This window comes from Streptococcus sp. HMSC071H03, from assembly GCF_001813035.1.
GTDB classification, from domain to species: domain Bacteria; phylum Bacillota; class Bacilli; order Lactobacillales; family Streptococcaceae; genus Streptococcus; species Streptococcus anginosus.
Genome location: NZ_KV811142.1, coordinates 158,190 through 170,588, shown reverse-complemented (window position 1 = coordinate 170,588; position 12,399 = coordinate 158,190). Strand labels below are relative to the sequence as shown.

7 protein-coding genes and 3 pseudogenes are annotated in these 12,399 nt (G+C 38.1%); 9 read left to right on the top strand and 1 reads right to left on the bottom strand.

Annotation, left to right across the window (positions count from 1 at the left end; all coding sequences use genetic code 11):
- The first annotated feature begins 10 nt into the window (after nucleotides 1-10).
- Nucleotides 11-702, top strand: a pseudogene (ftsE, locus tag HMPREF2887_RS01170) (cell division ATP-binding protein FtsE).
- Nucleotides 695-1,621: a permease-like cell division protein FtsX gene (gene ftsX / locus HMPREF2887_RS01165; RefSeq protein WP_057489592.1), complete on the top strand. Its 927-nt coding sequence runs from the start codon at nucleotides 695-697 to the stop codon at nucleotides 1,619-1,621. The pseudogene ftsE and the gene ftsX overlap by 8 nt, the downstream one beginning before the upstream one ends.
- Before the next feature lie 92 nt (nucleotides 1,622-1,713).
- Here ftsX and HMPREF2887_RS01160 read toward each other — a convergent pair whose 3' ends face one another.
- Nucleotides 1,714-2,349 carry an MBL fold metallo-hydrolase gene (locus tag HMPREF2887_RS01160; RefSeq protein ID WP_003040025.1) on the bottom strand — a complete coding sequence of 212 codons (636 nt, stop codon included), beginning with the start codon at nucleotides 2,347-2,349 and terminating at the stop codon, nucleotides 1,714-1,716.
- A gap of 136 nt (nucleotides 2,350-2,485) precedes the next feature.
- Here HMPREF2887_RS01160 and HMPREF2887_RS01155 point away from each other — a divergent pair.
- From HMPREF2887_RS01155 to ezrA, 7 genes and pseudogenes are all read left to right on the top strand, one after another.
- Nucleotides 2,486-4,944, top strand: a pseudogene (locus HMPREF2887_RS01155) (bifunctional DnaQ family exonuclease/ATP-dependent helicase).
- Nucleotides 4,945-5,065: 121 nt separating this feature from the next.
- Nucleotides 5,066-6,046, top strand: coding sequence for a YeiH family protein (locus tag HMPREF2887_RS01150; protein WP_049533595.1), 981 nt, complete (start codon nucleotides 5,066-5,068; stop codon nucleotides 6,044-6,046).
- 47 nt (nucleotides 6,047-6,093) lie between these two features.
- Nucleotides 6,094-7,325: pseudogene (locus HMPREF2887_RS01145) on the top strand (FtsW/RodA/SpoVE family cell cycle protein).
- Nucleotides 7,326-7,337: 12 nt separating this feature from the next.
- Entirely contained in the window at nucleotides 7,338-7,886 is a 549-nt protein-coding gene (locus tag HMPREF2887_RS01140) for a DJ-1 family glyoxalase III (protein WP_057489594.1), read from the top strand.
- A 128-nt stretch (nucleotides 7,887-8,014) separates the two neighbouring features.
- A complete protein-coding gene (locus tag HMPREF2887_RS01135) occupies nucleotides 8,015-8,578 on the top strand; it encodes an HAD-IA family hydrolase (RefSeq protein WP_057489595.1) in 564 nt (187 codons plus the stop codon).
- Nucleotides 8,579-8,590: 12 nt separating this feature from the next.
- A complete protein-coding gene (gene gyrB / locus HMPREF2887_RS01130; protein ID WP_003025329.1) occupies nucleotides 8,591-10,537 on the top strand; it encodes a DNA topoisomerase (ATP-hydrolyzing) subunit B in 1,947 nt (648 codons plus the stop codon).
- Between the two features lie 87 nt (nucleotides 10,538-10,624).
- Nucleotides 10,625-12,349: a septation ring formation regulator EzrA gene (gene ezrA, locus HMPREF2887_RS01125; protein WP_021001490.1), complete on the top strand. Its 1,725-nt coding sequence runs from the start codon at nucleotides 10,625-10,627 to the stop codon at nucleotides 12,347-12,349.
- Nucleotides 12,350-12,399: the final 50 nt, after the last annotated feature.

Genomic DNA, 12,399 nt, shown 5'->3' with positions numbered 1-12,399 from the left:
TTAACAATAAATGTCAATTATTGAAATGAGAGATGTTGTCAAAAAATATGACAACGGGACAACAGCCCTGCGTGGTGTGTCCATTGAAGTAGAGCCAGGAGAATTCACCTACATTGTAGGACCTTCTGGAGCTGGGAAATCAACTTTTATTCGATTATTGTATCGTGAAGTGAAAGTTGATAAGGGAAGTCTGCAAGTTGCTGGCTTTAATCTTGCTAAAATTAAAAAACGTGATATTCCAATGTTGCGTCGTAATGTTGGCGTCGTTTTCCAAGATTATAAATTGCTACCCAAAAGACGGTGTATGAAAATATCGCTTACGCCATGGAAGTTATTGGTGAGCGTCGTCGCAATATTAAAAAGCGTGTTATGGAAGTGCTGGATTTGGTTGGTTTGAAACATAAAGTTCGCTCTTTTCCAAATGAGTTATCAGGTGGTGAGCAACAACGGATTGCTATTGCACGTGCGATTGTGAACAATCCTAAAGTTTTGATTGCCGATGAGCCGACAGGAAATTTGGATCCAGATAATTCGTGGGAAATCATGAATCTACTGGAGCGAATTAACCTGCAAGGGACGACTGTTCTAATGGCGACCCACAATAGCCAAATTGTAAATACTTTGCGTCACCGCGTTATTGCCATCGAAAATGGTCGTGTGGTGCGTGATGAAGCAAAAGGAGAATACGGATACGATGAATAGTAGATTTTTAAGTCACTTGCTTGAATCGCTCAAAAGTTTGAAGCGAAATGGTTGGATGACAGTTGCTGCAATCAGCTCCGTGATGATTACACTAGGGTTAGTCGCAATCTTTGTGTCAGTCATTTTAAACACGGCGAAGCTAGCAACAGATATTGAAAATAATGTGCGGGTTATGGTCTATATGCGACCAGATACAGCGGACAATGAAGAGACCATTACAAAAGAAGGTCAAACAGTCAAAAATGAGGACTACCATAAGGTATATGATGCCCTCAACAAAATGTCAAATGTGAAATCAGTAACATTTTCTAGCAAGCAAGAACAATTAAAGAAACTAACAGAAGTCATGGGTAAAGATTGGAAACTCTTTGAAGGAGATGCCAATCCCCTGCATGACGCTTATATTGTCGATACAACTGACCCCAAATACGTTACCTCTGTAGCAAACAATACGAAGAAAGTGGAAGGGGTCTCTGAAGTAGAGTACGGTGGAGCCAATACAAAACGTATTTTTGCGTTAGCTAATTTTATCCGTACGTGGGGAATTGTAGGAGCGCTCCTCTTAGTCTTTATTGCTGTTTTCTTGATTTCAAATACTATTCGGATTACGATTATTTCGCGCAGTCGTGAAATTCAAATTATGCGTCTGGTGGGAGCAAAAAACAGTTACATTCGAGGTCCGTTCTTGTTAGAAGGAGCTTGGATTGGCTTGCTTGGAGCAGTTGTTCCAGCTGGCTTGGTCTATTTTATTTACGAAATGGCCTATAAGTCATTTAATCCATCTCTTGCTAGTCAAAATCTTTCAATGATTGTACCCAAAACCTTTATTCCATTGATGATTTCCTTCCTTTTTGTAGTAGGAATTATCATCGGAGCATTTGGTTCGGTTCTCTCAATGAGACGATTCTTGAAAATTTAAAAAAGAAGTGATAATAAAAACCCTATTGAACCCTGATCCGAAAGTTAGACAGAAAAATCTAACTTTTGAGATGCAGTTCATTTAGGGCTTTTTTAATGCAAAAATGGATTAAACATTTTTTCATGAACAATGGTGGTTTGAGGACCATGACCAGGGTAAACATCATAATCAGGCAAGGTCAGCAACTCGTTTTTGATGCTAGAAATGAGTTGTTCTATATTTCCAGTATAGAGGTCCGTTCGACCAATTGATTCGCAGAATAAAGCATCGCCAGTTAAAATAAAGTGCTCGTTAGGAAAGATGATTGAAACACCACCGATTGAATGTCCTGGTGTTGGTACGACGTAAAAATAAAAATCATCTAGACTGTAAGGACTATGATAGTCAAAAAAGACATCGGCAGGCTGGAGAATGATGTTATCAATATCTTGGTGGCGAGCTAGTCCAGATAGATTATACTCCGGAGTGTAAAGCCAAGTTGCTTCACTTTCAGAGACATAGACAGGTGGATGTCCAAAATGTTGACGAACTAAATCAACACTCATAATATGATCGTAATGAGTATGGGTCAGCAAAATAGCTGTAATTGGCTTATTGATTTCTTGGATTTTTGCTACAATTTTATCCCAGTCACTACCTGGATCAACTACGATAAGATGATGCTCATTTTCTAAATAATAAGTATTTTCGTATGCTTGAGCGTTTAAAGTTTTATGAATTGTTATCATGAGAACTCCTTTCACTTCATAGTTTAGCAAAAAATATGAAAAATGACATAAAAGAAATATTAAGTTATTTATCAAGGGAAAATAAGGAATAAAACGTGATACGAAATAGTTGGATTTATGGTATAATTTTTCTAATATGACACAAGAAAAAAGAAAATATGCTGTGGTGGATTTAGAGGCAACGAGTGCCAGCAGCAACGCCAAGATTATTCAAGTCGGGATTGTGCTGATTGAAAATGGTCAGATTGTTAAAACTTATGAAACCGATGTGAATCCTCATGAGAAGCTGGATTCTCATATTTGCCAATTAACAGGATTGACAGACAAGCGATTGAGAAGGGCGCCAGACTTTTCTCAAGTAGCTCGTGAGATTTATGAGTTGATTGAGGATGCCATTTTTGTGGCTCATAATGTGAAATTTGATGCTAATTTATTAGCAGAAGCCCTCTTTTGGGAAGGATTTGAATTAGTGACTCCGAGGGTAGATACAGTAGAGCTTGCGCAAGTCTTTTCCCAACGTTTGAAAAATACAATCTAGGAATATTATGTGAACAGTTAGACATTCCTTTGAAACATGCGCATACAGCGCTTGCAGATGCCTCAGCAACGGCTACATTATTTTTAAAAATACAAGAAAAAATTCAAAAACTTCCAAAAGAATTGGTAGAGTATTTGTTGAAATTTTCGGATAGTTTGATTTACGAATCACGCTTAGCGATAGAAGATGCTTTTAACCAAATGTCGGACATAACTTGCCGTGATTTGATGAAGTGGCAGGGAATTTTTCTTCGAAAAAGTCAAAAAATCCAAAAAGCGAGGAAATTGTCCAAAAATTTCACTCACAACATCAATTTGCTGGATTTAGAGGAGCGAAAAGAACAAGATGAGTTTGCACATGATGTGGAACAGGCTTTGAAAAGTCAGCAACCAAGTTTTTTACAAGCTCAGACAGGTTTAGGCAAGACCTATGGTTACTTGCTTCCTGCTTTGGCTCAAACGAGCAAGCAAATTCTGGTAACAGTTCCTACGAAAGTGTTGCAGGACCAGATTGTGGCAAATGAAGGACAAAAGTTAGAAGAAATCTTTCATCTTTCTGTTCATAGCTTGAAAAGCCCTGCCAATTATTTGAAGCTTGACTTCTTTTATGACAGTTTGCAGCGGGTAGATGACAATCGTTTGGTCAATCGTTGCAAGATGTTGCTTTTAGTTTGGCTCACAGAAACAGAATCTGGTGATTTGGATGAAATTGGTCAACGACATCGCTATCAGACCTATTTTCAACAGGTGCTTCATGATGGAAAATTGAGCAAAAAATCCCTCTTTTATGGTGCAGATTTTTGGCAAAAAGGTCAAGAAAAGTCCAAACGCAGTCGTGTATTAGTGACCAATCATGCTTATTTTTTGACGCGGTTAGAAGATGATAAATCCATTCTGGAGAATCGGCTTTTGATTGTGGATGAAGCTCAGAAGTTGTTTTTGGCTTTGGAAAATCTCTCTCGAAAATCCCTCAATATGACAAAATGCTTGCAACAAATTCAATCGGAACTTGAAACAACAGGTACCATTTTGCAACGTCGGTTAATAGAGGATATTCAATTTGAATTGACTCATGCGATGGAACAATTCCAATGTTACAAGAAGAATGAGCTAACGAAAGAAACTTGTTCCAAACTTCGACAAGATTTATCAGAGTTAGATCAAAGCACTCTTGCTGATTTACGCACTATTTTTGCCACAAAATATGACCAGTTCTGGTTAAAAGAAGAGCAGTTCGATGATTATCGAGTGACGATGTTGGAAGCCGCTTGCCTAGAAGTGCTAGATTTTCGAGCTTTGCTGCCTGAAGAAGTTCAAGTCTTATTCGTTTCAGCCACGCTTGAAATCAGTAAAAAAGTGCATTTAGCGCATTTACTTGGTTTTGAAAATGCGCCATTTTATCAGTTACCACAAAAGCAGAAACATCAGCAGAAAATATGGTTGGATAAGAATTTTCCAAATGTTGTAGACTTGGATGTGGACACTTATGCAGAATTGATTGTCAAATGGGTTCATAAATTAGCTACTCAGGAAGTTCCAATTCTCGTTTTATTCACATCGAAAGCGTTGTTGTTAGCTGTTTCGGAACGTTTGCGCTTGCCACACTTAGCCCAGTATAAGAATGGTGAAGCGGCTAATATTAAACGACGTTTTGACAGAGGGGAAACGAGTATTTTACTAGGGGCGGGCAGTTTTTGGGAGGGAACAGATTTCTCTAGTCAGAAGCAAATGATTGAAGTCATTACACGAATTCCATTTGATAATCCGAGCGATTTCTTTACGCAAAAACTCAACCGCAAATTGCGGCAAGAAGGCAAGAATCCTTTTTATGATTATAGCTTGCCTGTTGCGATTTTACGCATGAAACAAGCTTTAGGACGTACAATTCGACACCAAGAGCAGCAGTCGGCAGTCGTTATTTTAGACAATCGCATGTTAACCAAACGTTATGGACAGCAAATTCAGACAGCCTTGGAAAAAATTGCTCCAATATCTGTCACCAGTATGAAAAAAATTCCAACAGAAATTGAGCAATTTTTGAGGAAGAAATCTCTTTAACGTCAGCAGAGTAGAAGACTCAGTTAAAATGCAAACTGAGTTTTTTGCTAAAAATGGTAATTTCCTCTGCTGCTAGTTTTAAATTTTGTTATAATAGAAACACAAAGAAAGAAGGTTCAATATGTATCAAAAATATCTTCCAGGACTTAGATTTGCATTTGTACTAGCAGCAGTAGCAACGGTTTTGGGAAATTTATTCCCCTTGATTGGCTCTAGTGTTTTTGCCATTCTTTTGGGAATTCTAGCTAATAATCTTTTTCATATAAAGAAGACTTATCATGCTGGTCTAGCTTATTCAGGTAAGAAATTACTGCAATATTCCATTATTTTGCTGGGGTTCAGCATGTCCATTGGCCGTGTCTCTGCTACAGGCATCTCCTCTTTAAAAATTAGCATTTTAACTATACTGATTGCTTTTATTTCAGCTTATGTGGTAGGACGTCTGCTGGGAATGGGTAAAGTTCTAACCACTTTAATTGGATTTGGAACGGCTATTTGTGGTGGTTCTGCCATTGCAGCAGCTTCACCGATTTTAGAAGCAAAAGATGAAGAGATTGCTTTATCTATTTCCACAATTTTCTTCTTTAACATTTTAGCGGTCTTTATTTTCCCATTTTTGGGACATTTGATGCATATGAATGATGCGACATTTGGAACTTGGGCAGGAACAGCTATCAATGATACATCATCTGTTGTAGCAGCGGGTTATACTTACAGTCAGTCAGCAGGAGATTTAGCAACGATTGTGAAGCTTAGCCGTGCTTTAATGATTGTACCAGCCTGTCTTATCTTTGCAGGAGTCCGATATGTACGCTCAAAAAGCAGTCATCAAAAAGTTAATTTAAAGAAAATTTTTCCTTGGTTTATTTTGTGGTTTGTCATGGCGTCTATTGTTACTAGTGTTGGGATTTTTCCAAGTTCGCTCGTTCCTGCAACGAAGTTCTTGTCACAATGGCTCATGGCAATGGCTCTTGCTGGAATTGGTGCGAGAGTATCCTTTGGGCAATTTAGAAAAGCAGGTGCAGCGCCACTATTGACAGGAGCCTTTGCTTGGTTCGCGGTTGCTGTATCTAGCTTAATCATTCAATACTTTTTCTCATAAAAGTGCTTTAAAAGTGACTGACATTTATTACGTATGTTGGAGGAGATATGCCTTATCAAAAACGCTCGATTGATTCGCGAGTGGATTATAGTTTAATATTACCAGTATTTTGTTTGCTTTTCATTGGCGTTATGGCCATTTATATTGCTGTTAGTCATGATTATCCAAAAAACGTTTGGCCAATTGTAGGGCAGCAGATTGCCTGGATTGCTCTAGGGACAGTTATCAGTCTGGTTATCATGCTATTCAATACAAAATTTCTTTGGCAAATCACGCCATACTTATATGTGTTCGGATTGGCATTGATGGTGCTACCACTTATTTTTATAGTTCAGAATTAGTCGCTTCAACAGGAGCAAAAAACTGGGTGACTATAGGACATGTGACCTTGTTTCAACCATCTGAATTTATGAAAATTTCTTATATTCTGATGTTGTCACGAGTTGTTGTTAATTTTTTACAGCGTTATAAAGATAGAGAGCGAACGGTTAAATTGGACTTCTTCCTGATTTTTGAGTTAGCCCTTTATACCTTACCCGTTCTGATTTTATTGGCATTGCAGAGCGACCTAGGGACTGCATTAGTCTTTATCGCAATCTTTTCAGGAATTGTCCTCTTATCAGGTGTGTCTTGGAAAATTATTGTACCAGTTGTTTTGACCATTCTGGTTGTAGGCGGTGGCTTTTTACTTATCTTCATTTCAAAAGACGGGCGAGCTTTTTTGCACCAAATTGGGATGCCAACCTATCAGATCAACCGTATTTTGGCTTGGCTGAATCCGTTTGACTACGCTCAAACCACTACTTATCAACAAGCACAAGGTCAAATAGCAATTGGTAGTGGTGGTCTCTGGGGACAAGGGTTTAATGTATCCAATCTATTGGTTCCTGTGCGTGAAAGCGATATGATTTTTACGGTTATTGCAGAAGATTTTGGCTTTGTCGGCGCAACAGTTGTGATTGCCTTGTATTTGCTCTTGATCTATCGTATGCTAAAAATTACGCTGAAATCAAATAATCAATTTTATACCTATATTTCTACTGGTTTCATCATGATGCTACTCTTCCATATTTTTGAAAATATCGGAGCAGTAACAGGGATTTTGCCTTTGACAGGGATTCCACTTCCATTCATCTCCCAAGGCGGATCTTCCATTATTAGTAATTTAATCGGGGTCGGGCTCTTGCTTTCGATGAGCTATCAAAATAATCTCACAGATGAAAAAAAGATACGCTATCCTCAAAGACGTAAAAAAGTGGTTTTAAAACGATTAAAATAAAGGAGAAGAAAAATGACAAAAGTAGCTGTTATGTTAGCCAATGGCTTTGAAGAAATTGAAGCATTGACGGTTGTAGATGTTCTTCGCCGTGCAGGAATCCTATGTGACATGATTGGATTTGAAAAAGCGGTAACAGGTTCTCATGGTATTTCAGTTCAAGCAGATAAGGTTTGGGCTGGAAAGTTAGAGGATTATGACTTAGTGGTACTGCCGGGAGGAATGCCTGGTGCGACCAATTTGCGAGATGATGATCGTTTGATATCAGCTCTACAAAAGATGCAGGAAGAAGGCAAGTGGATAGCTGCCATTTGCGCAGCACCGATTGCACTCAATCGTGCAGGTATTTTAAAGGACAAACAGTTTACCTGTTACGATGGTATCGAGTCAGATATTGATTCTGGCATTTATATCAAGCAAACCGTCGTTGTTGACGGGAAAGTGATTACTAGCCGAGGACCTGCAACTGCTCTAGCTTTTGCTTATGAGTTGGTTCATCAGTTAGGCGGAGACAGTGAGCAGCTTGCAACGGCGATGCTTTACAATGATGTTTATGGTGATTGATTATCTATGATACTAAAACTTATTTGGAATGATCCAAGTAAGTTTTTTTATGAAAATTCATGTCTAAAATAGGCTTTCCTATCTGTTTTAACAGCCATTTTTTACAAAAATATGTTATAATAAAAGGTATGGATTATCAAGATTATATTTGGGATTTAGGGGGGACTCTCCTCAATAATTACGAGACGTCAACGGCTGCATTTGTAGAAACGTTAGCTGGTTTTGGGATTCAAGCTGCCCATGATGATGTTTACAAGGCGCTAAAGATTTCAACTCCTTATGCAATTGCTCAATTTGCGCCCAATACCCCTCATTTTTTACAAACTTATAAAGAAAATGAAGCGAGAGAGTTAGCTCATCCAGTATTGTTTGAAGGTGCTGCAGACTTGCTCAGAAATATCGTTGTACAAGGAGGGCGTAATTTTCTGATTTCTCATCGGAATGATCAGGTTTTAGAGATTCTTGATAAAACAGGGATTTCAGGCTACTTTACAGAAGTGGTGACTTCTAATCGTGGTTTTAAGAGAAAGCCAAATCCTGAGTCAATGCTGTATTTAAAAGATAAGTATCAGATTGAGAATGGGTTAGTCATCGGAGATCGCTCAATTGACACAGAAGCGGGTCAATCAGCTGGCTTTGCAACTTATCTCTTTGATGATATGGAAAATCTCAAGAAATTTATAAAAATATAGAAAAGGAATCGTATGTCAGAAGAAAATAAAGAACTGCAAGCACAGGATTATGATGCCAGTCAAATTCAGGTTTTAGAAGGTTTGGAAGCTGTCCGAATGCGTCCAGGGATGTATATTGGCTCAACTTCAAAAGAAGGACTGCATCATCTTGTTTGGGAAATTGTAGATAACTCAATTGATGAGGCATTAGCTGGTTTTGCAACACATATTCAAGTATTTATTGAGAAAGACAATTCGATTACCGTTGTTGATGACGGTCGTGGAATCCCTGTAGATATTCAAGAAAAAACAGGTCGTCCTGCGGTAGAAACTGTCTTTACCATTCTTCATGCTGGAGGAAAATTCGGTGGTGGCGGGTACAAGGTATCTGGAGGATTGCATGGTGTCGGATCTTCCGTGGTTAATGCTCTTTCTACTCAACTTGATGTTCGGGTTTACAAGAACGGTCAGATTCATTTTCAAGAATACCGTCGCGGGCACGTCGTAGCGGATCTGGAGATTATTGGCGAGACCGATCGCACAGGAACAACTGTTCATTTTACACCAGACCCAGAAATCTTCACAGAAACGGTTGAATTTGATTTTGAAAAATTAAATAAACGGGTGCAAGAACTAGCATTTTTGAATCGTGGCCTGCGAATTTCTATTACCGATAAACGGGAAGGTTTGGAGCAAACAAAAGATTACCATTATGAGGGTGGGATTGCTAGCTACGTCCAGTATATCAATGAAAATAAAGATGTTATCTTTGAAAATCCGATTTATACAGACGGAGAAATGGATGATATTACTGTTGAAGTAGCTATGCAGTATACAACAGGCTATCACGAAACTGTCATGAGTTTTGCAAATAATATCCACACTCATGAAGGTGGGACTCACGAACAAGGATTCCGTACGGCACTCACGCGTGTCATCAATGACTATGCGAAGAAGAACAAACTTTTAAAAGAAAATGAAGATAATCTAACTGGTGAAGATGTTCGTGAAGGTTTGACAGCTGTCATCTCTGTCAAACATCCTAATCCTCAGTTTGAAGGACAAACAAAGACGAAGCTTGGAAATAGCGAAGTTGTTAAAATAACCAATCGTCTCTTTAGCGAAGCTTTTTCAGATTTCCTTTTGGAAAATCCTGCGGTTGCTAAAAAAATTGTTGAAAAGGGAATTTTGGCATCTAAAGCTAGGATTGCAGCTAAGCGCGCACGTGAAGTGACCCGCAAGAAATCAGGACTAGAAATCTCCAACTTACCTGGTAAATTGGCAGATTGCTCTTCTAATGATCCGCATGAAACAGAATTGTTTATCGTGGAAGGAGATTCGGCAGGTGGTTCAGCCAAGTCTGGTCGAAATCGGGAGTTTCAGGCTATTTTGCCAATTCGTGGTAAGATTTTAAATGTTGAAAAAGCCAGCATGGATAAAATTTTAGCCAATGAAGAAATTCGTAGTCTCTTTACCGCAATGGGAACAGGCTTTGGAGCGGATTTTGATGTGAGCAAGGCTCGCTATCAAAAATTAGTCATTATGACCGATGCTGATGTTGATGGTGCGCATATCCGAACCCTTCTTTTGACATTGATTTATCGTTATATGAAGCCTGTTTTAGAAGCGGGGTATGTCTATATTGCTCAACCGCCTATTTATGGTGTGAAAGTCGGCAGTGAAGTGAAAGAATACATCCAGCCCGGAGCCAATCAAGAAGAAGAGCTACAGTTGGCATTGGAGCGTTATTCTGAAGGGCGTTCTAAACCAAGTATTCAACGTTACAAAGGCTTGGGAGAAATGGACGACCACCAACTTTGGGAAACAACGATGAACCCAGAACATCGCTTAATGGCGCGTGTCTCAGTCGATGATGCAGCAGAAGCGGACAAGATTTTTGATATGCTAATGGGTGACCGTGTAGAACCTCGTCGTGAATTTATCGAAGAGAACGCCGTATACAGTACATTGGACGTTTAAAAAAATCTGAAAAAATTCACATTTACCAAGAAAATTATGATATAATAATCATGATTATTTTCAAGTAATATTTTGAAGGAGTTTTACATGTCTAACGGACTAATCATACTAATCATAGTGATAGCAGTTCTCTTGATTGTTGCTTACATAACTGCTGTCTTATTAAGAAAAAGAAATGATGCCTTGCTTGCTAAGTTAGAAGATCGCAAAGAAGAACTTTATAATCTTCCTGTAAATGATGAAGTAGAAGCGGTTAAAAACATGCATTTGATTGGACAAAGTCAAGTGGCTTTTCGTGAATGGAATCAAAAATGGGTTGACCTTTCTTTAAATTCTTTTGCAGACATCGAAAACAACCTCTTTGAAACAGAAGGTTACAATAATTCGTTTCGGTTTCTAAAAGCAAAGCATGGTATTGATAAAATCGAGAGTCAAATTGACTTGATTGAAGAAGATATTACTGCTATTCGCAATGCACTTGCTGAATTAGAAAAGCAAGAATCTAAAAATAGTGGTCGTGTCTTGCATGCTTTGGATTTATTTGAAAAGTTGCAAGTGTCTGTGGCAAATGATACAGAAAGTTATGGCTCAGCACTTCCTGAGATTGAAAAACAATTAGAGAAAATTCAATCTGAATTCTCTCAATTTGTAACCTTGAATTCATCGGGAGACCCTGTTGAAGCAGCAGAAATTTTAGATAAAACAGAAGATCATATCCTTGCTTTAACGCATATTGTGGAAAAAATCCCAGAGCTTGTATCAGAATTAGATCAAAAGTTACCAGAACAGTTGGAAGATTTGGAGTCTGGTCATCGCAAATTACTGGAATCCGGTTATCACTTTATTGAAACTGATATTGAATCACGCTTCCAACAGCTGCATACTAGTTTGAAACGTAACAGTGAAAACATTGCTAGTTTGGAATTAGACAATGCACAATATGAAAATACGCAAATCCAAGAAGAAATGGATGCTTTATATGACATGTTTAACCGTGAAATCAAGTCACATAAAGTAGTTGTCAAATTAGTCAATAGTTTACCAGGTTATTTAGGTCATACAAAAGAAAACAATCAAAATCTTTTGACAGAGATTGCCCGCCTTTCAAAATTGTATCTCTTGACAGAAAGCGATACGAATCATGTTCGTCGCCTTCAAAGTGAACTTTCGAGTTTAGATGATGTTGTTTTAGAAGCTATTGAAGATTCTTCAGAAAGAAAACAAGCTTATTCTGTTCTTCAAGAAAATCTTGAAACAATTCAAAAACGCGTGAAAGAAATTGAAGATGAGCAGTTAGTACTGAGTGAAAAATTGGCTAAAATTGAAAAAGATGATGCCAATGCTCGACAAAAAGTCAATATTTATATCAACAAACTGCATACAATTAAACGTTATATGGAAAAACGCAATCTGCCAGGTATTCCACGGAACTTCCTGACCATTTTCTTTACTGCAAGTGATAACACGGAAAGCTTAGTGGCAGAATTGGAGCAGTATCGTGTCAATATTGAATCGGTGAATCGTATGCTGGAAATTTTGACAAATGATATGAATGAGCTTGAAAATGAAACCTATCGAATTGTTGAAAATGCAACGTTGACAGAACAATTATTACAGTATTCGAATCGCTATCGTTCATTTGATGAAGGTGTACAAACTGCTTTCGACCGTGCATTAGAAATTTTTGAGAATGATTTTGATTATCAAGCTTCATTTGAAGAAATCTCACAAGCATTGGATGTAGTAGAGCCCGGTGTAACCAATCGTTTTGTTACATCGTATGAAAAAACACGAGAAAATATCCGATTTTAAATTGAAAAGTTATACAAATAAAGAGAAGGTTTATTTCCTTCTCTTTATTT

Excerpts from the sequence above, each read along its gene's own strand:
- ftsX (WP_057489592.1), top strand. The coding sequence starts at position 695 with ATGAATAGTAGATTTTTAAGTCACTTGCTTGAATCGCTCAAAAGTTTG.
- HMPREF2887_RS01160 (WP_003040025.1), bottom strand. The coding sequence starts at position 2,349 with ATGATAACAATTCATAAAACTTTAAACGCTCAAGCATACGAAAATACT.
- HMPREF2887_RS01150 (WP_049533595.1), top strand. The coding sequence starts at position 5,066 with ATGTATCAAAAATATCTTCCAGGACTTAGATTTGCATTTGTACTAGCA.
- HMPREF2887_RS01140 (WP_057489594.1), top strand. The coding sequence starts at position 7,338 with ATGACAAAAGTAGCTGTTATGTTAGCCAATGGCTTTGAAGAAATTGAA.
- HMPREF2887_RS01135 (WP_057489595.1), top strand. The coding sequence starts at position 8,015 with ATGGATTATCAAGATTATATTTGGGATTTAGGGGGGACTCTCCTCAAT.
- gyrB (WP_003025329.1), top strand. The coding sequence starts at position 8,591 with ATGTCAGAAGAAAATAAAGAACTGCAAGCACAGGATTATGATGCCAGT.
- ezrA (WP_021001490.1), top strand. The coding sequence starts at position 10,625 with ATGTCTAACGGACTAATCATACTAATCATAGTGATAGCAGTTCTCTTG.